We start from the raw sequence: 19,272 nt of genomic DNA, 5'->3' as shown, positions 1-19,272 counted from the left end.
CGCCGCTGGTCAGATGACTCCTGTCAGCGAGAGCACACAGCAAGGGAGTTCGCGATGTCGACCGAGCGCATGCCGAACCCGGCGGTCCTGATCCCCGGGGCGATGGACGCCCTGATGGCCCTCAACGGCGCCATCGCCGCCGCCGGCGTGGACGCGAAGGTCCTGGCGCTGAGCCACCTGCGCGCCAGCCAGATCAACGGCTGCGGCCCGTGCGTCGCGGGCGGCGCCGCCCAGGCCCGCCGGCACGGCGCCGGCGACGACCAGGTCCACGCCGTCGCCGCCTGGCGGGAGACGCCGTGGTTCAGCGACGAGGAGCGGGCCGCCCTGGCCCTCACCGAGGCCGTGACCCGGCTCGCCGACCGGCCCGACGCCGTGCCCGACCAGGTGTGGGACATGGCCGCGAAGCACTTCGACCACAAGGAGCTGGCGGCGCTCCTGCTCAACATCGCCGTCACCAACGCCTTCAACCGACTCAACGCACCCACCCGCCAGCAGGCCGGGCAGTGGTGACCCCCAACTTCTGGAGAGGCACGATCATGGCCAAGAGCACCGAGAAGTACGACGGCTTCACCACCGCCGAGCGCACCGCGATGAAGGACCGGGCGAAGGAGCTCAAGTCGACCGCCCGCCGCGGCGCCAAGGCGGACACGGAGAGCGAGGTCCTGGCGAAGATCGCCGAGATGGCCGACTCCGACCGCACCCTCGCCGAGCGCCTGCACGCCATCGTGAAGGAGAGCGCCCCCACGCTGACGTCGAAGCTCTGGTACGGGATGCCCGCCTACGCCCGCGACGGCAAGGTCCTGTGCTTCTTCCAGAGCGCCGCGAAGTTCAAGACCCGCTACGCCGTGCTCGGCTTCAGCGACGAGGCCCAGCTGGACGACGGCACGATGTGGCCGACGTACTTCGCCCTGACCACCCTCACCGCCGACGCCGAGACCCGCATCGCCGCCCTGCTCAAGCAGGCCGTCGGCTGATCCCACCCGCCGTTGCCGGGTCCGCCGTTCCGCCGTTCCGCGGTTCCGCCAGAAGGCCCCCTCCCCAGGGGGCCTTCCGCGGTGCGGGACGGGCATGATGCGTGACATGCGGAGCAGGGTGTTCGGTGAGGTCGCGGAGCTGTACGACGCCGGGCGGCCCGGCTACTGCGACGACATGGTCGACGAGGTCCTCACCTACGCCGCGCTGGGTGCGCGGCCGGCGGCCGAGATCGGGGCCGGCACCGGCAAGGCGACGGTCCTGTTCGCGGCCCGTGGCGTCCCGGTCGTCTGCGTGGAGCCCGACGAGCGGATGGCCGAGGTGCTCCGTCGCAACACCGCCGGGCACGGTGACGTGACGGTCGAGGTGAGTGCGTTCGAGGAGTGGCAGCGCGCCGGCCGGCGCTTCGGGCTGCTGTACGCGGCGACGTCCTGGCACTGGACGGATCCGGGCCGCCGGTGGGATCTGGTGCACGCCGCGCTCGAGCCGGGCGGCACCCTGGCGCTGTTCTGGAACCTGCACGGCGTCGTGGACGCCGGGCTGCAGGCGGAGCTGGCCGAGATCGACCGCCGGCACAATGTGGAGCACTCGCCGCACGACGTCGTCGCGTCCTTCTACGGCGACCAGCCGGGGGCTTGGACCGGTGAGGAAGGATGGCCGCTGCAGGAGTGCCTGCGCGACGGGCGCTTCACCGACCTGCGGTCACTGCGGTTCCGGGAGCACGTCAGATACGACACCGGTCGTTACCTGGCCTACCTGACTTCAATCTCCGCCTACCGGATCCTGCCTGTCGCCGACCGTGAGCAAGCCCTCTCGGAAACGGCCCGGGTGCTGGAAGCCAACGGCGGCGGGATCGACATGGTGCGGCTGAGCGACCTGTTCCTCGCCCGGGCCGCGTAGTCACTCGCAGAAGACGCGGACCTTGGCGTCGGGCTGGTCGACGTCGACGGTCATCTCGTCGAGGTGCTCGATGAGGGCCTCGAGCTGTTCGGGCTTCAGCTGGGTCAGGTCGAACGGCACGCCCGACTTGTGCATCTCGGCGTTGGCGTGCTGGAGCGCCTGCGGCGGGATGAGCGCCACCAGCTTCACGCCGGCGCGCAGCAGCTGCAGCGGCACGCGGACGTTGACGCGGCCCGGCTCGCCGCCTTCGAGGGTGTCTACCAGGACCCGCAGGTACTTGGGCCTGCCCTTCGGCCGGGCGTCGGGAAGGGCCGCGACGGGCGGCTGGTCGCGCTCCAGTGCGGCGATGAGCTGCTCCGCCTCGTCGACGGTGATCTTGCCCTCGGCGAGCATGTCGAGGATGTCCTTGCGCTGCTCGTTCATCGGAAGCTCTCCTATCGGACGGTGACGAGGAAGGCCGTGTGGCCCTGCTCGATGTCGACCCGGGTGCCGGGTAGTGCTGAGACGACGCGCCAGCCGGTCCCGAAGGCCCGCGGCACGCTGATGTGGAAGATCAGGCAGGCGACGACCCCGGCCAGGGCGGCGAGGACCACGAGCGGCGCCAGGATCAGCGCCACCGGCAGCACCGGGATCCAGAGCCGGAGGGGGCGGTGGCGCGGACGGTCGACCCGCACCGTCAGCAGCTGCGGCATCACGTGCGACCCTCCAGCTCGGACAGTGCCTGCTGCGCGGTGATCTCGCCGCGGCGCAGCCGGTCGATGACGTCGGACCGTGGCGGCGCCGGATCGGTCTCGACGAAGTCGAGGGACTGGGTGATCCTGTTCAACCGCGCCTTGATCGTCGGGTAGCTGACCCCGAAGATCCGCTCCATCTCCTTGATGGAGCCGTGGCACCGCACGAACGCCGTGACGAAGACCTGGTCCTCGACATTGAGCTGGGCCAGCTGCGGCAGCTCGAACCGGCCCTCGATCGCGACCTCACTGTCGGCCAGCCGCACCCGCTCCACGACGAACGGCCGCCCCCGCGTCAGGCTCGTGAGCTCCTGCCAATCCATCGCCTGCTCTGTCATACCTGAAGTATGCGTGCCTCAAGGATTAATTTTCAAGAAGTTGATCTTAAGATTTTTAATTGCCACCTTGAGAGGGGGAGTCGTGATCCTGACAGCCGGGAACGACGCCGCCCGGCGGCCGGTCAGAGCTGCCATGAGACGCAGATTCGCCGCCGTTGCCGCCGCCCTGACCGTCCTCGCCGCCGCGGGCTGCGATGGCCGGGCGGCCCGGCCGAGCCCAGGACCAGAGCTGACGGCGGCATCGGCGGCACCGACGACCGCGCCCGTCGAAGGGCCCGTCCCGTTCAGCGTCAAGCTGGGCGCGGGCCAGCGCCTGATCCCGCTGTCGCCGGGGGCGCAGGGCTGCCCGGGCGTCGACACCCGGATGTACCTGGGCGGCAGCCGGCTCGTCCGGTTCACGGCCTACGCGACCAGCTGCCCGCTGCCGAGCGACACCCGGCGCATCAACGGGCGGCACGGCGTCTACCGCAGCACCGCGGACATCCCCGCCGACCTCCGCGCCGGCGCGACCAGCATCCAGACACCGCTGGGCGAGGCGACGGCGTTCACCCAGGACTACTCGGAGTACACCAACTCCAGCAACCACTACCGGGAGCCGGTCGTCGTGATCACGCTCGCCCGGCCGGCGGACCCCTCGTACCAGACGCTCACCGTCATCGCGGAGAAGGGCACGCTGCCGATGGACGAGCTCGCCACCGTCCTGCGAGAGCAGCTGCTGGCACCCTGACGCCCCTCAAACGGAGTCGTGGTGGCGGCGGTAGTGGCGGGCGACGCGGGCGCGGTTGCCGCAGGACGGCTTGCACCAGGCCTGGCGGGGGTCGCCCTGCAGGAAGTAGCGCACGCAGCGCGGGGCCGGGCAGGCCCGCAGCCTGGCCGCGTCCGGGCCGGCGAGGAAGTCCATGGCGGCGTGGGCCAGGACGGCGAGGAGCCGGTCGGCGGGGCCGGCGGCCGGCATCGCGTACTCGACACGGGCCGGCCCGTCGTCGGGCCACGACAGGGCCGGCGGCCCGAGCGCCCGGGCGGCCAGGTTGACCCCTGCCAGGGCGGCGTCGACGGGGAGCAGCGTCGTGGCGTCGGCCTTGCTCGGCGGATCCGGCGCGACGGCCCGCGCGAAGAGTGACCGCACGGCCCGGCGCAGCGCCGTCACCCGGACCCGCAGCTCGTCGTCGGCGACCACGCCGGCGTCGGGCGCGGCGGCCGCCAGCCACGCGGCGAGGCCCTGGACCGTCTCGAGGTCGTCGACCGAGCCGCCGTCGCCGTCGTGCCGGATGGTGCTGACCAGGCTCAGCACCAGGTCCCAGTCGCTCACCGCACCATGCTAACGCAGTCCGGGATTGAATCCATTAGCTGGACCGCCTACAGTGCCTAACGTCAGATGTACGCGATCCCGTTAGTTCAGGGAGGCTCCATGGCACTGCTCGCCCACATCAGCGACCTGCACATCGACGGCACCGAGCGCGGCGAGGACCGGGCCCGCCGCGTCCTCGAGCACCTCCGCGGCCAGCCCGTGGACGCTGTGCTACTCACCGGTGACATCGCCGACCACGGCGCGGAGAGCGAATACGAGACGGCCCGGCGGCTCCTCGCCGGCGGCCCGCCGGTGCTGGCCTGCCCCGGCAACCACGACGACCGCGGCGCCTTCCGCAAGGTGCTGCTCGACGCGCCGGCCGCCGCCACACCGGTCAACCGGCTGCACCGGGTCGGCGACCTCGCCGTCCTGCTGTGCGACTCGACGATCCCGGGCCGTGCCGAGGGCCGCCTCGACGAGCAGACCCTCGCCTGGATGCGGTCCACATTGGACGATCTTGGCGACGCCCCGGCGGTGGTCGCGTTCCATCACCCGCCCGTGCCGCTGCATCACCCGCTGCCGGACTCGATGGCACTCACCGAGCCGCACGCCCTCGCCGCCGTGCTCGACCGCCACCCCAACGTCATCGGTGTGCTGACCGGTCATGCCCATACGGCGGCCGCGACCACGTTCGCCGGGCGGCCGGTGTTGTGCGCGCCGGCGGTCACGTGGACCCTGCGCCTGCCGTGGGAGGGCGACGACGTGGCGGATCTCGAAGCGCCGCCGGCCCTGGCGTACCACGTCATCGACGGCGACAGGATCGTCACCCACTACCGCGTCGTGCCGTGATGGAGCCGGCCGCGGTCGCCGGGTTCGTGCTGGCCGTGGCGCCGCTCCTCGCCGCGCCCGGAGCGAGCCTCGCCCTGCTCGCCGACAGCGTCGCCGCCGGCCGGACGAGCGACGCCGCGCTGGTGATCACGGGCACGGTGACCGGCCTCTACGTGCACGCCACGCTGGCCGCGGCCGGCCTGTCGGCGCTGGTGCTGCGATCCGACGCCGCCTGGCGGGCGGTCCAGCTGGCCGGCGGCGTGTACCTGGTCGGGCTCGGGCTCTGGACGCTCCGGACCCGGCGGCCCGCCGGCACGACGGGAGACAGCCAGGGCTCGGCGTTCCGGCGCGCGCTGCTGGCCAACGTCCTCAACCCCAAGGCCGCCGCCATCGTCCTCACGCTGATGCCGCAGTTCATGGACGACCGGACCGCCATCGGCGTCCAGTACGCGGTGCTCACGACCGCCCAGGCACTGCTGCTCACGGCCTGGTTGACGGCCTGCGCCGCCGCGCTGTCCCGCGGCCGGCGCGTGTTCGCGCGGGCGGTGCTGACCCGCCTCGGGGCCGCCGCCCTGCTCGCCGTCGGCGTTTGGACGGTCTACCTGGGGACGCGGCCGCACTCGTAGGCGACGAGCTTCGCCACCGAGCGGTTGATGTGGGACTCACCGTGTGCGGGCCGACCCGCGGGTGCTCGGTGCCGCGACCCGCTGTCAGCCGGACGGGGGACTGTCAATGTGCGCGTACCACAGTACAGGCGACGGAAAACCCTTGACCGTGGCGGCGGTACCCCTTCATTGACAGCGGGACCGGCGTCAATCCAGAGAAGCTGTCTTAGGCTGTCACACGCCGTTCAGCTCTCGTCCGCCGGCAGGGCCTAGCGTCCTAAGGTCGGCCCCCAACGACGGAGCCGAATCATGCCCACCTGGAGGTCCGGGTCTATGTCCCGTGCGGTCATCCGACGCACAACCGTCGTCTTGTCCCTTACCTTGGCCGGCGCAGCCTGGCCGTTACTCGCCGACCCTGCCGCCGCGAACCCGGCCGGCACGGGTCTGGTCATCAGTGAGGTCTACGTCAATGGCGGCTCGTCCGGCGCGAGCTACCTGAACAAATTTGTCGAGCTGTACAACCCGACGTCCGCCCCGATCCCGTTGAGCGGCACGACGCTGCAGTACCGGGCGCCCACCAGCACCGTCGTGCCGAGCGGGTCGCAGGTGTTCACGCTGACCGGCAGCGTGGCGGCGCACGGGCACTTCCTGATCATGCTGCCGGGCAACAACGCCACCACCAACCCGGGCGCGCCGCTGCCGACGCCCGACCTGTTCACCGGCACCAGCGTCAACCCGGGCGCCGGCGGCGGCACGCTGTACATCGCGGCCAGCGCCGCCGGCGTGCTGCCCACCGACGCGGCCGTCATCGACCGGGTCGGCTGGGGCAACAGCAACGCCCCCGAGGGCACCGCCGCGACCGGCAACTCCCTGGTCCTGAGCTACCAGCGGGATGCGGCCGGCACCGACACGGACGTCAACGGCACCGACTTCCACACCGCCACCCCGGTGCCGCAGAACGCGGCGTCCGACGGCGGCACCACGACGGTCACGGTCACCAGCCCCGGCAACCAGAGCGCCACGGTCGGCACCGCGATCACGCCGCTGACCCTGAGCGCGTCCGGCGGGACCGCGCCCTACACGTGGACCGCGACGGGCCTGCCCGACGGCCTCACCATCTCCAGCGGCGGCGTCATCGAAGGTACGCCCACCGCCGCCGCCACCGCGTCGGTGACGGTCACCGCGACCGAGTCGGGCGGCGCGAGCGGCTCGGCGACCTTCACGTACGCCGTCACGACGACCACGACGGTGCTGCCGATCGCCGCCATCCAGGGCACGAACACCGACACGTCGCCGCAGGTCGGCCGGAACGTGACGACCGAGGGCGTCGTGACCGCCGTCTACGCGACCGGCGGGTTCAACGGGTTCTACCTGCAGACGGGCGGGTCCGGCGGCGCCGAGGCCGACGACGCCACCCCGGGCGCCTCCGACGCCATCTTCGTCTTCGGCTCCGTCGCGGCGGGCCAGGTCCACATCGGCGACAGCGTGCGGGTCACCGGCAACGTCGTGGAGTTCCAGGGCACGACGGAGATCTCCTCGCCGACGGTCACGCAGCTGGCGAGCCCGCTGCCGGCCGTGGTGCCCGGCACGGTTCCGTGGTCGTCGCTGACCACGGCCGCGCAGAAGGAGGCCCACGAGGGTGAGCTGATCGCGCCGCAGGGCACGTTCACCGTCGCGGACAACTACGACGCGAACTGGTACGGCTCGTTCACGCTCGCCGCCGGTGACGCGCCGCTGCGCCAGCCGACCGACGTGGGCCGGCCGGGCAGCGCCGAGGCGCTCGCCGCGGTCGCCGACAACGCGGCCCGGAGCATCACCCTCGACGACGGCTCCAGCGTCAACTACAGCGGCTCCGCCAACACGGGCACCCCGCTGCCGTGGCTGACGCCGACCAACGCGGTCAGCATCGGGTCGAAGGTCACCTTCCACCAGCCGGTGATCCTCGAGTACCGCTTCTCGCTCTGGAACTTCCAGCCGCGGCAGCGGGTCACCGACAACGGCGCCGCCGTCGCGACGTTCAGCGACACGCGCACCGGCAACCAGCAGCCGGCCAACGTCGGCGGCACGGTGCGCCTGGCGACGTTCAACGTCGAGAACTACTTCCCGACGACCGGCGAGTCGTACGTCGCGCAGGGCTTCGGCACCTGCTCCTACCACGACGACCGGGCCGGCACCCACATCGCCGTCGACAAGTGCGTCGGGCCGGGCAACGCGGCGGGCGTCCGCGGCGCCGCCAACGACGCCAGCTTCCAGCGGCAGCAGGCGAAGATCGTGACCGGCATCAACCGGCTCGGCGCCAGCGTCGTGTCGCTGGAAGAGGTCGAGAACTCGGCGAAGTTCGGCAAGCCCCGCGACGCCGCCCTCGCCCAGCTGGTCGACGCGCTCAACGCCGCCGCCGGCGGCCCCGTGTGGGCGTACGTGCCGTCGCCGGCCGTCCTGCCGCCGCTGGCCCAGGAGGACGTGATCCGCAGCGCGTTCATCTACAAGCCGGCGGACATCGCGCTCGTCGGCACGTCGGTGATCCTCACGACCGCGTCCGGCCCCGGCCAGCCGTTCTCGATCGCCCGCGAGCCCCTCGCGCAGGCGTTCAAGAAGGTCGGCGCGACCGACGCCGACGCGTTCCTCGTCGTCACGAACCACTGGAAGTCCAAGGGCAGCGGCGATCCGCTGTACCCGGGAGACGCCGAGGACACGTCGTCGCCGGCGAAGAACCAGGGCTCGTTCAACGCGACGCGGGTCCGTGAGGCGGAGGAGACCGTCGCGTTCGCGAACCAGGTCGCGACCACCGTCGGCACCGACCGGGTCTTCCTCGTCGGCGACCTCAACTCGTACAACCACGAGGACCCGATGCAGGTCCTGTACGACGCCGGCTACACCGACCTCGGCTCGGCCTTCGACCCGAACGAGTCGACCTACTCCTTCGACGGCCTGCAGGGCTCCCTCGACCACGTGCTGGCCAACGCGGCCGCCCGCACGCTGGTCACCGGCGCCGACGTCTGGCAGATCAACGCGCAGGAGGCGGTCGCCTACGCGTACAGCCGGTACAACTACAACGCCACGCTGCTGTTCAACGGCGGCGACCCGTTCGCGGCGTCCGACCACGACCCGGTCGTCGTCGGCCTGAACCCGCCCGTGACGCCGCCGGCCCCGGCGTGGAGCGCCTCGACGGTCTACAACGCCGGCGACAAGGTCTTCTACCAGGGCTCGGTCTGGCAGGCGACCTGGTGGACGAAGAACCAGGCCCCGGGTGACCCCTACGGCCCGTGGCAGCAGATCTCGACCGCCCCCGACGGCACCGCGATCTGGACCGCGTCGCGCATCTTCACCACCGGCGACGTGGTGCTGTACCAGGGCAAGAAGTACGAAGCCAAGTGGTGGACCCGCAACCAGGCCCCGGGCGACCAGTGGGGCCCCTGGAAGCTCCTGCCGTAACGCTCTCGCTGTAAGAACGGGGCCGTCCTCATCCCGGGGACGGCCCCGCTCCGTGTTCAGCCCCAGATCGCGGCGGCCCACTCGGGGTGGTCGATGAACGGGTTGCGGTTGTGCTGCCAGGCCGCGTAGATGCGGTCGTTGCGGCGGCGTTCGAAGGCGTCGGGCGGGTCCTGCTGGTGCCACTGGAGTAGGACCGACAGCTTGCCGATGTACGGGGCCGTGCCGTTCGCGGTCGAGTTGTTGATCTCCAGGTTGGGCCAGCCGTCGTCGCCCTCGTAGCGGATGGCCATGTACATGATCATGCGAGCGACGTCGCCCTTGACGGCGGCGCGGGGCTCGAAGGAGTCGCTGTCGGTGAGGCAGCCGGGTGCCTCACTGACCGCGGAGCCGCCGAGGTCGAAGTCCTTGTTGCCGCGGGCGGAGTTCACCGACACGTCTTCGGGGCGCAGGTGGTGCACGTCGGTGCCGGGGCCGGTGGCGGTACCGAAGTCGCCGTGGGACTTGGCCCAGACGTGCTCGCGGTTCCAGTCGTTGGCGCCGCCGCCGTTCGTCGACTTGCTCTGTGACCGGCCCGAGTAGATCAGGATGACGTTGGCGCTGTTGTTCGGGTCCTGGTCGGTGTCCTTCAGGGCGTCCCATACCTGGTCGTACGTGAGCTTCGTCTGCGTCTTGATGATGCCGTGCAACGCGTTGCGCAGGGCCGTGCCGGTCTTGCCCGCGGCGGCGGCATAGTAGGTCTCGACGGGGCCGGTCGGGCCGGTGGTCGGGCTGCCGGTGGGTGTGGTGCCGGCGAAGGCCATCGAGGTCGGGGACTTCAGGCCGCCGTGCGAGAAGTACGCGGTCAGCTGCCCGGCGACGACGAGCCGGCGGCCCATCACCGACGGGTTCGTCTGCAGCCCGAACTGTGCCCGGTATGCGGCGGTGATCTGCACGTACAGCATCCGCGAGGTGCCGGTCTCGCTCGCGGAGTCGGCGAGCGCGAGGGCCGTGTCGCCGGTGAACCCGGACCGCAGCACCGTGTTGGTCGCGGTCGGCTGCCCGACCACGTACCCGGCGACGGAGGCCGACCGGCCGTCCTGCGCCGCGAGCGCCTGGCTCACCGACAGGTCCGCGGCGACCGCCACGGTCGAGGTCATGACCACGGCGGCGCCGGCCGCGGTCAGGGTCAGAGCAAGTGCCGTCGCGATCCGCCGCGTTCTCCACATGGCCAGAACCTCATCTCGCAGCCGTGTGGAGACATCGTAGGTTGCCGATGTGTCGGGCCGCGTGGCCCGCAGGGGGCGGGCGGGTTACATGTAGGGTGCGGGCGTCAGGTCACGAGGAGGGTGCCGCCGGCCTTGACGCGGCGCACGACCGGGGCGGTCTCCACCGAGGCCACGCCGTCTCGGGGTCGGCCTGTGCACGCCGGTCCTGGCGTCGGCGGCCCTCGCCGTCGCGCCCCGCGACCGGGCGGGCATGGCCAACGGCGCGTCGAACACGTTCCGCCAGCTCGGCTACGCGCTGGCCCTGCCCGTCTATGCCACCGTCGTCACCGCCCGGGCCGGCGAGGTCCTCGGCGACGCCACCACCGCCCGGCGCCTTACCGGCGGCGGCTACCAGGACCTGGTCCGGCAGGTGCCGGCGGACGTGCTGCGGTCCGCGTACGCCGCCGGCCTCGACCGGATCTTCCTCATCAGCGCCGTCATCGCCGGCGTTGCCGGGGTGGCGGTCCTGGCCCTGCTCCGCCCGCCCGCGGCTCCGGCTGCCGAGCCGGACCGGGTGCAGACACCGTCGGGCGTCGCGGCCTGACCTCCGGCCGGCGCGCTCACCACCAGAAGTTGTCCTGCGGCGTGTAGGCGGCCTCGAGCGTGGTGAGCTCGCCGGCAGTGAGCTCGAGGGTGAGAGCGGCGACCGCGTCGCGCAGGTGGTGCGGCTTGGTCGCCCCCACGATCGGGCAGGAGACGACCGGCTTGGCCAGCAGCCAGGCCAGGGCGACTTGTGCCATCGGCACCCCGCGGGCCTCGGCGACCCGCTGGACCGCATCGACGACCGGCCGGTCGACGTCACGGTCGAACGCCTGCGCGACGGTGTCGGACGAGGACCTCGCCGTCCGCGCGCCCCAGGGTCGCGCCGCCCTGCCCTTCGCGAGCGGCGAATACGGCGTGAGACCGACGCCCTGGTCCAGGCACAGCGGGATCATCTCCCGCTCTTCCTCGCGTTTGAGGATGTTGTACTGGTCCTGCATCGCCGCGAACGGTGTCCATCCGCCGAGCACCGCGACGTGCTGCAGCTTGGCGAACTGCCAGGCCCACATCGACGAGGCACCGAGGTAGCGGACCTTGCCGGCCTGCACCAGCGTGTGCAGCGCGGCCATCGTCTCCTCCGCCGGTGTCTCGGGGTCGAAGCGGTGGATGTAGTACACGTCGATGTGGTCGGTGCCCAGCCGCCGCAGCGACGCGTCGGCCTGCGCCAGGACGGCCTTGCGGGACAGGCCGCTGCCGCCGGGGCCGTCGTGCATCCTCCCGCTGACCTTGGTGGCGAGCACGATGTCGTCGCGCCGCGAGAACCGGCGGATCGCGCGGCCGACGAACTCCTCCGACGTGCCGCCCTGGTAGACGTTCGCGGTGTCCCAGAAGGTGACGCCGAGCTCGACGGCCTGGCGGAAGAACGGCGCCGCGGCGTCCTCGTCCAGCGTCCATTGATGCATGCCCGCGGCGGCGACGCCGTAGCTCATGCAGCCCAGCCCGACCCGGCTCACCCGCAGACCGGTCCGGCCCAGCCGTGCGTACTCCATCGTGCTGCCCTCCTGATCCAGCAAAGCTTCGCACACGCACCTTGCCTGGACTGTTCGTCCAGCATCTGGACGTTTACTATCAAGTGCGTGACGCTGGAATCCCTGTCGCTGCGCTGCGGCGCGTGCGGCCACACCGAACCGCTGCGCGGCCTGGCCTGGCGGTGCGCGAAGTGCCACGGCGTGCTCGACCTCGCCGGGTTCGCCGCGGCCCCGCCGTCCCTGGCCGACCTTGCCGGGCGGGGCGCGAGCCTGTGGCGCTTCCGGGAAGCCCTGCCGATCGACGAGCCGGCTGACATCACCATGGGCGAGGGGATGACGCCGCTGGTCGGTGCGCCCGGGCGGCCCGGGGTCACGCTCAAGGTCGACCACCTCATGCCGACCGGGTCGTTCAAGGACCGGGGCGCGGTCATGGTCGTGGCGCTGGCCGCCCGGCTCGGCGTCCAGCGGCTCATGGCCGACAGCAGCGGCAACGCCGGGACCGCCGTCGCCGCGTACGCCGCCCGTGCCGGAATCGCCTGCGACGTCTACGTGCCCGCCGACACCTCCGCCGGGAAGGTCGGGCAGCTGCGCGCCTACGGTGCGACCGTGCACCAGATCCCCGGCAGCCGCGAGGACACCGCCCGGGCCGCGGCGCTCGCCGCCGACGAGCCGGGCGTGTTCTACGCCAGCCACGTGTACCACCCGTTCTTCGTGCACGGCACCAAGACCTACGTCTACGAGGTGTGGGAGCAGCTCGGCGGCCGGCTGCCCGACACGCTCGTGCTGCCGGCCGGCAACGGCACCCTCGTCCTCGGCGCGCACCTCGGCTGCGCCGAGCTCCTCGATGCGGGGTACATCGGGCGGCTCCCGCGCATCGTCGCGGTCCAGGCCGCCGGCTGCGCCCCCCTCGCCACCGCGTTCGCGGCCGGGCTCGCCGCCCCGGAGGACGCCGGCACGCAGGGCACCGTGGCGGAGGGGATCGCGATCGCGCGTCCGGCCCGCGGCGCGCAGATCCTCGCCGCCGTCCGCGCGACCGGCGGCGACATCGTCACCGTGACCGACGAGCAGGTGCGGGCCGCGCACGCCGCCCTGGCCCGCTCCGGCCTCTACGTCGAGCCGACCTCCGCCGTCTGCTGGGCGGCCATCGAAGCCGGCAAGGTCGAGCCGCAAGGGACCGTCCTGGCGCCGCTGTGCGGCAGCGGGCTGAAGTCCAAGCCGCCGGCTATGTGACCGGCTCGAACACGGACGACAGGTCCTGCCAGGACTGGCGCGACCGGGCGATGTACGCGGGCCAGGAGCCGTGGACCGTCTCGGCGCGCGGGTCGGCGCCCTCGGCGAGCAGGCGGCGCATCAGCTCCGGCGGGCCGCCGTTCATCACCGCGAGGTAGAGCGGCGTCCGGCCGATGCGGTCCCGGGCGTCGACAGGGACACCGGCGGCGAGCAGGACCGGCAGCACCCGCTCCCAGTCGACCCACATCACCAGGTGCAGCAGCGACCAGCCGTTGGCGTCGCGCATGTGCGGGTCGATCACACCGCGGTCGAGGCCGTCGAGCAGCCAGTCGGTGTCGCCGTGCTGCATGCGGTGCTTGATCTGCCGGCGCTGCGCCCGCAGCCCGTGCGGCAGCCGACCGGCGCCGGTGGTCCAGGTCTGCTGCACCGCGTAGCAGCCGGAGCTGGCGCCGCCGAGGGACCGCAGCATCCGCTCGCGCAGCTGCTCCTCCTCGTCGTGGTCGGGCAGGCGCAGCGCACCGCCTTCGACGCCGACGTGGTGCCATTCGCCCTGGCAGCGCACCCGTACCGTGGTCTGGGCCGCGTCGTGTCGCGCAACACCGTGGGCCGCCACCGACCCCGGGAACAGCGCCTCGCGGACGAGCGGGTGCAGGTCGGCGGGGCGTTGCAGGCCGGCCGCGATGAGTGCCAGATCCGGCGGGACGGACCCGGTCAGGATCCGCGTCGGCACCTCCAGGTATTCGCTGACGTCGAGGGCCTCGGCGGTCATCCCGTCGACGGTCAGGGTCAGCGACGCGCCGTACAGGGTGGCGACCTGCTGCACGCCGAACGCGGCCGCGGCGGCCCTGGCCTCGTCCGCCACCCCGACCGGCAGCGTCGGCGGCGCCGAGGGCCGCTGCAGGGCTTCGGGGTCGACCCCGCGCACGTCGATGCCGCACTCGCGCCACGCCCCTTCGAGGTCCCCCGCGAGAATCCGCTGATGGATCCTCTCGGTTGCGGCGGCTTCGTCGGTACCGGCGGCGAACGCGTTCCTCGGCAGCGCCTTTCCCTCCGGGGTCAGGAACGGCATCCTGTCCGCGGACCCGCCCCACGCCTTCCGTACGGCGGCGGCTTCGCGCACGTCCCAGGTGTAGCGGGGCGCGACGAACCAGCGCTCGTGCTCCAGTTCGGCCAGGGTGGTCACGGTCAGCAGTAGCCGCTGCGGCCCGGTCGGCGATTTCGGCAGCCGTACCTTCAGCAGCGGCGCACTGTCCGCGCCGGTCCGCGGCGGGAGGATCGCGCTCACCATCGGCTGCAGCGTGCTCATCCCGCCGCGGTGCCTCGGCAGGTGCCACCACAGCAGGTCGAGGCTCAGATGCCGAAGGTCGTCGCTGTCGTACTCCGGGGCGATGTCGACGTCACAGCGGGCGAGCTCGGCGGCACGCCGCCAGTCACCGGCCGCCCGGGCCCTGGCCGCCGCGTCCACGACGTCGTGCGGCAGCGACTCGGCCCTGATCCGGCGCCACTGCGGCAGGTCGTTGCGCACTGTGTGCACACCTCCACGCGGGTCTGAGGCGGCAGGCCGACCGGATTCGAACCGGCGTCTTCCAACTTCGCAAGGTGGTGTGACGACCTCTGCACTACGGCCTGCCGACCGCGAGCCTAGGCCACGATCCGCGTCGCCCGTCCGCCCGGGGTGGCGCTCCGTCCCACCGGCCGGGCCGGCCTGATCGGACCTCCGGGACGGCTCCGGCGGCGGGCTCGGAGAAAAATGTCGTACCCGGGAGCTAGGTTGTCGGGCATGAGCAACGCCGTGCAGTCGCTGAGCTATCTGGCCCCGTCGGCGCTCCACGACGGAGGGCTGCAGCTGCAGACCGCCGGTGGGGTGGCGCAGCGCGCCGTCACCGCCAACCCCCGGTTCTTCACCGGGTTCCTGACCACACCCGCCGCGGCGGCGGCCGGGCTGCTCGCGGTCGCCGAGGTCGCCCGCACCCGCTACTTCCAGCCGCTGAGCCCGGCCAGCCTGGACCCGGTCGTCACCGGCAGCCGGGACCGGCTGCGGTTCGAGTCGTTCTCCGGCTGCTGCGGCGTCTATGCCCGCCTCGACGTGCTGCCCACCGGCCTCGACGGTGAGATCGTCGACCACGGCACCACCAATGTCGACGTCAACACGCCGCTGCGGCAGGCGCTGCAGCGGCTCACCGGCGCCGACCCGTTGCACGTCAGCGTCGGCCCCGACGACCTCACCGTGTCCACGATGGACGGTGCCGTGGTGGAGAAGAAGGTGCCGCTGCCGTCGCGCTGGCTGCGCGGGTTCGCCGAGGTGCAGGTCATCGCCTCCGGGTTCGACCCGCGCGCGGAGCTGTCCGCGGCCGACGCGACCGCGTTCCTGCGCCGGCTCCCGGCCGGCGGCGACCGGTCGGTGCTGTGGGCCGTCCCCGCCGGCCGCTCGCTGCGGCTCACGTCCCGCCCGGTGCCCGGCGCCGTCTGCCTGCCCGGGCCCGGCCGGCTCGCCGCGCTGAAGCCGGTCCTGCGCTTCGCCAGGCACCTGCGGGTCTATGGTCCCGCCGTCACCGCCGGCAGCGGGCCCGTGTCGAGCACCTGGGAGCTGGACACCGGCGAGCTGCGACTGTCGCTCACGCTGTCGCCGCAGCCCAGCCGCGGCTTCTCCGGCGAGGGCGCGGTCCTCGCCGCGCTCGCCGGCGACGACGTCACCGATGACGCCGAGCTGATCGCGACGCTGCTCGCCTGGGACCCGACGGTCGACGTCGACGCCCTCGCCGAGCAGGCCGCGATGCCGGCCCCGCGGGTCAGGGCGGCGCTCACCCAGCTCGGCACCGCCGGCCAGGTCGGCTTCGACGTGTCGGAGGCGGCCTACTTCCACCGGGTGCTGCCCTATGACGCGCAGCGCGCCGAGCGGCACAACCCGCGGCTGGTCGGCGCCCGGGCGCTCGTCGAGACCGGCGCGGTGACGCTGGACGAGTCCGGGGCGAGCGTGCGCAGCGGCGAGGAGACCTACCGGGTGCGTGAGGTCGGCGGCGCGCTGCACTGCACGTGCCCGTGGTGGGCGAAGTACCGCGGCGGGCGCGGCCCCTGCAAACACGCCCTCGCCACCGAGCTGGCCCGCGCCGCCGCCCCGGCGGTGACCCGGTGAATCTCTTCGCCCGCCGCCGCTCCGGCCCGATCGAGTGGCCCGACCTGCTGCCCATGCTGCAGAAGGGCAACTTCGCGGCCACGGTGGAAGCGTTGCGCGACCTCGACGAGCCCCACCGTGCCGAGCTGGGCCGCAAGCTCGTCGCGCTGCGCGGGGACGCGGGCACCTGGTTCAACCCGCAGCAGGCCACCGCCTATGCGGTCGCGGCCGTCGGCTGCGCGTCGACGGCCGCGAAGGCCGTCACCGTGATCGCCCGGCGCGGCTGGCCCTGGTCGCCCATCCAGCCGCAGCCGGTGCTCCGCGCCGCGGCCGACCGCGGCGTGCCGTGGCTCGGTGAGCTCGCGACCAGGCTGGCCGCCAAGCTGCCCCGCGACGGCGGATCGCTGCCCCCGTGGCGCCTCGTCGCGGACCTGGTGGTCGCCACCGGCGTGCCGGTCCCGACCAGCGAGCGGTTCGTCGACGGCTGGCTGCTGTCGCTGCAGGTGACGGAGCACGACAAGGCCATGCTGGACAAGCTGCGGAGCAGCCCGTTCACCGACGTGCTGCTGCCGCACGCGTTCGAGCGCGACCAGATCGCCTTCACCGTCGGCCGCCACGACCCGGCCAGCGGCAAGTGGATCACGTTGCCCGGCATCCTCTTCGCCGTCGCCGCACTCGTCGAGGAGGGGCGCTTCCCGCGTGCCGACATCCTCGACCGCTGCCTGGACGCCCTGCTGGCCAGCCGTCCCAAGTCCGTGCTGCACGCCTTCGTCAGCTTCCACGACGAGCTCGCCCCGACGGAGGCCGAGGTCGCCGAGCGCACCACGATCTACCTGAAGCTGCTCACCGACGCCATGGGTTCGGTGGCGACGATGGCGCAGAAGGCGCTGAAGACCGCGGAGGCGGCCGGCACGCTGGAACTGGAGTCGCTGCTCGACGCGTCCCGTACCGTCCTCACCCGCAGCGAGAAGGGTCTCGTCAAGGCGCAGCTGATCTGGCTGGAGAAGCTCGCGAAGCGCCACCCGGCCCGCATCGCCGAGTTCGCCGAGGTGTTCGCCGTCGCCGCCGACCACCCCGACGTCCAGACCCGCGACCGTTCGGCGGCGTTCCTGGCGAAGCACGCGGTGGCCGGGGTCGTGGACGTGCAGGTCGTCTCGCCCGAGCCGGACCTGCTGACCGCGCCGGTCGCCGCCGCCGACATGCCCGAGCCGATCGCCTCGCCCGACGAGCTGGCGGAAGAGATCGCCGCGCTCGACCAGACCGACTGGCAGACGGTGCCGTTCGAGCGGGTGCTGGCGGCGGTCGTCCGCATGCACGCCGCCGACCCCGTCGGGCTGCGCGCCGCGATCGCCCCGGTGCTGCAGCGGGCCGGCAACCGGATCGGCGACGGCTGGTGGGGCACCGACGGCCACCGGCGCACAGTCGCGATGGTCACTGCGGCGCTCAACAAGGCCGCCGGGCTGCCGTTCGTCCTCGACGACGCGGCCCGCGCGCTGAAGGGCACCCCCGCCGACTTCCGCCTCGGCAACGCCTATGCCAAGCTGCAGGGCGTACTGACGCTCCGGCTGGCCGAGATCGTCGTGCGGCTGTCCACCGACCCGGTCCCGTCCCTGGTCGCGACGCCGACCCTGGTCAACGGGCTGATCGACCCCGCCGCGCTGGTCGAGCGGCTCGCCCGCGCTGAGCGGGAGGGCTGGCAGCCGTGGAAGCGCGACCTGCGCCAGGCGCTGTACCGGCTGCCCACCGGCGTCGACGACGACACGCTGCGGCAGGCCCGCGCCCTGACCTCCGACGCCGGCCGGGCCCTCGTCGAGTGGCTGGAGAACGGTGGCGTGGGCCGGCCAGACGTCCGGGTGGTCCGCGTGCACCGCCAGCGCGCCGAGCGCGGCCGCTATCTCGAATGGCTGCCCGAGTCCCGCTTCTACGCCACCTCGACGCCGGACCGGTCCGGCCTCGATCCGTACTGGCTGACCGAGCTCACGGCGCCCCCGGTCGTCAACGGCGACAGCAGCAGCGGCCTCGGCCTGGCCGCGCTCTGGCCGGCGGTGCTGCCGTCGCAGCGGGAGGTCGTCGCCGCGTGCCTGCTGCCGCTGATCGCCGGCGCCGCCGACCTGGACTCCGGCCGCGGCGATGCCAAGCTGCTGCCGCTGCTCGCCGACCTCGCCGGCCCGGTCGGCCCCGCGACCCTCACCGCCCTGGCCTACGGTCTCGCCGCCTCCCAGCCCGACGAGCGCATCGCCGCCCTTGACGCGCTCGTGGCCCTCGGCGCCGCCGACGGTTTCGACGGCGGCGAGCTCGGCGGTCAGCTGGCCCGCATGGCCGGCACGAAGCTGATCGTCCTGAGCCGCGTCGTCACCCAGCTGGAGGACGCGGGCCGCATCGCCCCGGCACTGACGTGGCGGATCGCGGCGGGCGCGCTCGGAGGCCTGCTGCCGGCGGAGACCGGCAAGCCCGCGCCGGGTCCCGCCATCACCCCGCCGGCGTCCGCCGTACCCCTCACCAGAGCCGCCGCCAGAGACTCGATGACGGCCTCGGATTCAGCCGCTGCTTCGTCCTCGACCGCGGCTTCGGCGTCGGGTTCGGCCTCGACTACGGCGTCGGGCGCGGGATCGGGTTCGGCGTCGGGCGTGGGGTCGGGGTCGGGTTCGGCGTCGGGCGCGGGGTCGGGTCCGGCGTCGGGTGCGGCTGTCCGGAGCGGTGGGGGAGGCGTGGACGGCAAAGCGCACGTCACGCCCCGCGGGCTGCCGGACCTGTTGACGCTCGCGTCGAGCACGGCGGCGGCGTCCGGTTGCCGGGGGGAGGTGCCGGGCCTCGCCGACCTGGCCGCGCGGAAAGGCTCGACCCGCCTCGTCGTCGAAGCGAAACGCCTGCACCGGACCCTGACCACGCCCTGACTCCTGCCGCCGCACCCCGCGGTCGCTGCGGCACCGTTGTGTTGCGGGGGTGTCGGCGCTGGTCGGCGGTCGGTGCTGGGCCGCACTGGGGGGTGGTCGGGGCTGCGTCGCGGGCCGGGTGTGCGTTCGGAGCAGGCGGACCTCTTCGCAGGAGTGTCACGCGGCGTCGGACGTGGCGGCGGGGCGGAAA

Annotated in this window: 18 protein-coding genes and 1 tRNA gene; 11 read left to right on the top strand and 8 right to left on the bottom strand. The window is 73.0% G+C overall.

Annotated features, from left to right (window positions below; genetic code table 11):
* Window positions 1-54: 54 nt before the first annotated feature.
* The 3 genes from ACFY3L_RS24860 (at window position 55) to ACFY3L_RS24850 (ending at window position 1,872) form a co-directional block, all read left to right on the top strand.
* Window positions 55-510 carry a carboxymuconolactone decarboxylase family protein gene (locus ACFY3L_RS24860; RefSeq protein WP_389328453.1) on the top strand — a complete coding sequence of 152 codons (456 nt, stop codon included), beginning with the start codon at window positions 55-57 and terminating at the stop codon, window positions 508-510.
* Between the two features lie 26 nt (window positions 511-536).
* Window positions 537-974 carry a hypothetical protein gene (locus ACFY3L_RS24855; protein ID WP_389328450.1) on the top strand — a complete coding sequence of 146 codons (438 nt, stop codon included), beginning with the start codon at window positions 537-539 and terminating at the stop codon, window positions 972-974.
* Window positions 975-1,080: 106 nt separating this feature from the next.
* Window positions 1,081-1,872 carry a class I SAM-dependent methyltransferase gene (locus ACFY3L_RS24850; RefSeq protein ID WP_389328447.1) on the top strand — a complete coding sequence of 264 codons (792 nt, stop codon included), beginning with the start codon at window positions 1,081-1,083 and terminating at the stop codon, window positions 1,870-1,872.
* On the opposite strand, the gene ACFY3L_RS24845 is transcribed toward ACFY3L_RS24850, so the two are convergent.
* Genes ACFY3L_RS24845 through ACFY3L_RS24835 form a run of 3 tightly spaced genes read right to left on the bottom strand, consistent with a single transcriptional unit; the run spans window position 1,873 to window position 2,941 of the window.
* Window positions 1,873-2,295 carry a hypothetical protein gene (locus tag ACFY3L_RS24845; RefSeq protein WP_389328445.1) on the bottom strand — a complete coding sequence of 141 codons (423 nt, stop codon included), beginning with the start codon at window positions 2,293-2,295 and terminating at the stop codon, window positions 1,873-1,875.
* 11 nt (window positions 2,296-2,306) lie between these two features.
* Window positions 2,307-2,564, bottom strand: a complete 258-nt coding sequence (locus tag ACFY3L_RS24840) for a hypothetical protein (RefSeq protein WP_389328442.1) — start codon at window positions 2,562-2,564, stop codon at window positions 2,307-2,309.
* Window positions 2,564-2,941: a DUF2089 domain-containing protein gene (locus ACFY3L_RS24835; RefSeq protein ID WP_389328439.1), complete on the bottom strand. Its 378-nt coding sequence runs from the start codon at window positions 2,939-2,941 to the stop codon at window positions 2,564-2,566. The genes ACFY3L_RS24840 and ACFY3L_RS24835 overlap by 1 nt, the downstream gene beginning before the upstream one ends.
* A gap of 133 nt (window positions 2,942-3,074) precedes the next feature.
* Here ACFY3L_RS24835 and ACFY3L_RS24830 point away from each other — a divergent pair, with 133 nt between their 5' ends.
* Window positions 3,075-3,668 (top strand): hypothetical protein, encoded by a 594-nt coding sequence (locus tag ACFY3L_RS24830; RefSeq protein ID WP_389328436.1) that lies wholly within the window; start codon window positions 3,075-3,077, stop codon window positions 3,666-3,668.
* A 6-nt stretch (window positions 3,669-3,674) separates the two neighbouring features.
* Here the strand turns inward: ACFY3L_RS24830 and ACFY3L_RS24825 are convergent, their stop codons facing one another.
* Complete coding sequence (locus tag ACFY3L_RS24825) at window positions 3,675-4,250, bottom strand: CGNR zinc finger domain-containing protein (RefSeq protein WP_389328433.1); 576 nt, start codon at window positions 4,248-4,250, stop codon at window positions 3,675-3,677.
* A gap of 99 nt (window positions 4,251-4,349) precedes the next feature.
* Here ACFY3L_RS24825 and ACFY3L_RS24820 point away from each other — a divergent pair, with 99 nt between their 5' ends.
* The 3 genes from ACFY3L_RS24820 (at window position 4,350) to ACFY3L_RS24810 (ending at window position 9,094) form a co-directional block, all read left to right on the top strand.
* A complete protein-coding gene (locus ACFY3L_RS24820; protein WP_389328430.1) occupies window positions 4,350-5,078 on the top strand; it encodes a metallophosphoesterase in 729 nt (242 codons plus the stop codon).
* Window positions 5,078-5,683 (top strand): LysE family translocator, encoded by a 606-nt coding sequence (locus ACFY3L_RS24815; protein WP_389328428.1) that lies wholly within the window; start codon window positions 5,078-5,080, stop codon window positions 5,681-5,683. Before ACFY3L_RS24820 ends, ACFY3L_RS24815 begins: the two co-directional genes overlap by 1 nt.
* Window positions 5,684-6,031: 348 nt before the next feature.
* The gene (locus tag ACFY3L_RS24810; protein ID WP_389328425.1) at window positions 6,032-9,094 is read left to right on the top strand and encodes an ExeM/NucH family extracellular endonuclease; all 3,063 of its coding nucleotides are present in this window, start codon (window positions 6,032-6,034) and stop codon (window positions 9,092-9,094) included.
* Between the two features lie 56 nt (window positions 9,095-9,150).
* Here ACFY3L_RS24810 and ACFY3L_RS24805 read toward each other — a convergent pair whose 3' ends face one another.
* On the bottom strand, window positions 9,151-10,299 hold the full coding sequence (locus tag ACFY3L_RS24805) for an endonuclease (protein ID WP_389328422.1): 1,149 nt from the start codon (window positions 10,297-10,299) through the stop codon (window positions 9,151-9,153).
* Window positions 10,300-10,549: 250 nt separating this feature from the next.
* Between ACFY3L_RS24805 and ACFY3L_RS24800 the strand changes: the two genes are divergently transcribed.
* Window positions 10,550-10,882, top strand: coding sequence for a hypothetical protein (locus ACFY3L_RS24800; RefSeq protein ID WP_389328419.1), 333 nt, complete (start codon window positions 10,550-10,552; stop codon window positions 10,880-10,882).
* A gap of 16 nt (window positions 10,883-10,898) precedes the next feature.
* Here ACFY3L_RS24800 and ACFY3L_RS24795 read toward each other — a convergent pair whose 3' ends face one another.
* On the bottom strand, window positions 10,899-11,867 hold the full coding sequence (locus tag ACFY3L_RS24795; protein WP_389328416.1) for an aldo/keto reductase: 969 nt from the start codon (window positions 11,865-11,867) through the stop codon (window positions 10,899-10,901).
* 87 nt (window positions 11,868-11,954) lie between these two features.
* Here ACFY3L_RS24795 and ACFY3L_RS24790 point away from each other — a divergent pair, with 87 nt between their 5' ends.
* The gene (locus tag ACFY3L_RS24790) at window positions 11,955-13,076 is read left to right on the top strand and encodes a threonine synthase (RefSeq protein WP_389328413.1); all 1,122 of its coding nucleotides are present in this window, start codon (window positions 11,955-11,957) and stop codon (window positions 13,074-13,076) included.
* Here the strand turns inward: ACFY3L_RS24790 and ACFY3L_RS24785 are convergent.
* On the bottom strand, window positions 13,069-14,601 hold the full coding sequence (locus ACFY3L_RS24785) for an ankyrin repeat domain-containing protein (RefSeq protein WP_389328410.1): 1,533 nt from the start codon (window positions 14,599-14,601) through the stop codon (window positions 13,069-13,071). The genes ACFY3L_RS24790 and ACFY3L_RS24785 overlap by 8 nt on opposite strands.
* Window positions 14,602-14,632: 31 nt before the next feature.
* Window positions 14,633-14,705: transfer RNA gene (locus tag ACFY3L_RS24780), tRNA-Arg, on the bottom strand.
* Between the two features lie 151 nt (window positions 14,706-14,856).
* Between ACFY3L_RS24780 and ACFY3L_RS24775 the strand changes: the two genes are divergently transcribed.
* The gene (locus ACFY3L_RS24775; RefSeq protein ID WP_389328407.1) at window positions 14,857-16,209 is read left to right on the top strand and encodes an SWIM zinc finger family protein; all 1,353 of its coding nucleotides are present in this window, start codon (window positions 14,857-14,859) and stop codon (window positions 16,207-16,209) included.
* Window positions 16,206-19,082, top strand: coding sequence for a DUF6493 family protein (locus tag ACFY3L_RS24770; protein ID WP_389328405.1), 2,877 nt, complete (start codon window positions 16,206-16,208; stop codon window positions 19,080-19,082). The genes ACFY3L_RS24775 and ACFY3L_RS24770 overlap by 4 nt, the downstream gene beginning before the upstream one ends.
* Window positions 19,083-19,272: the final 190 nt, after the last annotated feature.

Source organism: Dactylosporangium sp. NPDC000521, from assembly GCF_042898305.1.
In the GTDB taxonomy this organism is placed as follows: domain Bacteria; phylum Actinomycetota; class Actinomycetes; order Mycobacteriales; family Micromonosporaceae; genus Dactylosporangium.
Note: the sequence above shows the minus strand (reverse complement) of the source record. Positions and strands in the feature narration are given on the sequence as shown.

Bases quoted from the DNA above. Each gene is read 5' to 3' on its own strand.
- ACFY3L_RS24795 (WP_389328416.1), bottom strand. From the start codon at position 11,867: ATGGAGTACGCACGGCTGGGCCGGACCGGTCTGCGGGTGAGCCGGGTC.
- ACFY3L_RS24845 (WP_389328445.1), bottom strand. From the start codon at position 2,295: ATGAACGAGCAGCGCAAGGACATCCTCGACATGCTCGCCGAGGGCAAG.
- ACFY3L_RS24840 (WP_389328442.1), bottom strand. From the start codon at position 2,564: ATGCCGCAGCTGCTGACGGTGCGGGTCGACCGTCCGCGCCACCGCCCC.
- ACFY3L_RS24855 (WP_389328450.1), top strand. From the start codon at position 537: ATGGCCAAGAGCACCGAGAAGTACGACGGCTTCACCACCGCCGAGCGC.
- ACFY3L_RS24820 (WP_389328430.1), top strand. From the start codon at position 4,350: ATGGCACTGCTCGCCCACATCAGCGACCTGCACATCGACGGCACCGAG.
- ACFY3L_RS24835 (WP_389328439.1), bottom strand. From the start codon at position 2,941: ATGACAGAGCAGGCGATGGATTGGCAGGAGCTCACGAGCCTGACGCGG.
- ACFY3L_RS24860 (WP_389328453.1), top strand. From the start codon at position 55: ATGTCGACCGAGCGCATGCCGAACCCGGCGGTCCTGATCCCCGGGGCG.
- ACFY3L_RS24815 (WP_389328428.1), top strand. From the start codon at position 5,078: ATGGAGCCGGCCGCGGTCGCCGGGTTCGTGCTGGCCGTGGCGCCGCTC.
- ACFY3L_RS24850 (WP_389328447.1), top strand. From the start codon at position 1,081: ATGCGGAGCAGGGTGTTCGGTGAGGTCGCGGAGCTGTACGACGCCGGG.
- ACFY3L_RS24775 (WP_389328407.1), top strand. From the start codon at position 14,857: ATGAGCAACGCCGTGCAGTCGCTGAGCTATCTGGCCCCGTCGGCGCTC.
- ACFY3L_RS24800 (WP_389328419.1), top strand. From the start codon at position 10,550: ATGGCCAACGGCGCGTCGAACACGTTCCGCCAGCTCGGCTACGCGCTG.
- ACFY3L_RS24805 (WP_389328422.1), bottom strand. From the start codon at position 10,299: ATGTGGAGAACGCGGCGGATCGCGACGGCACTTGCTCTGACCCTGACC.
- ACFY3L_RS24830 (WP_389328436.1), top strand. From the start codon at position 3,075: ATGAGACGCAGATTCGCCGCCGTTGCCGCCGCCCTGACCGTCCTCGCC.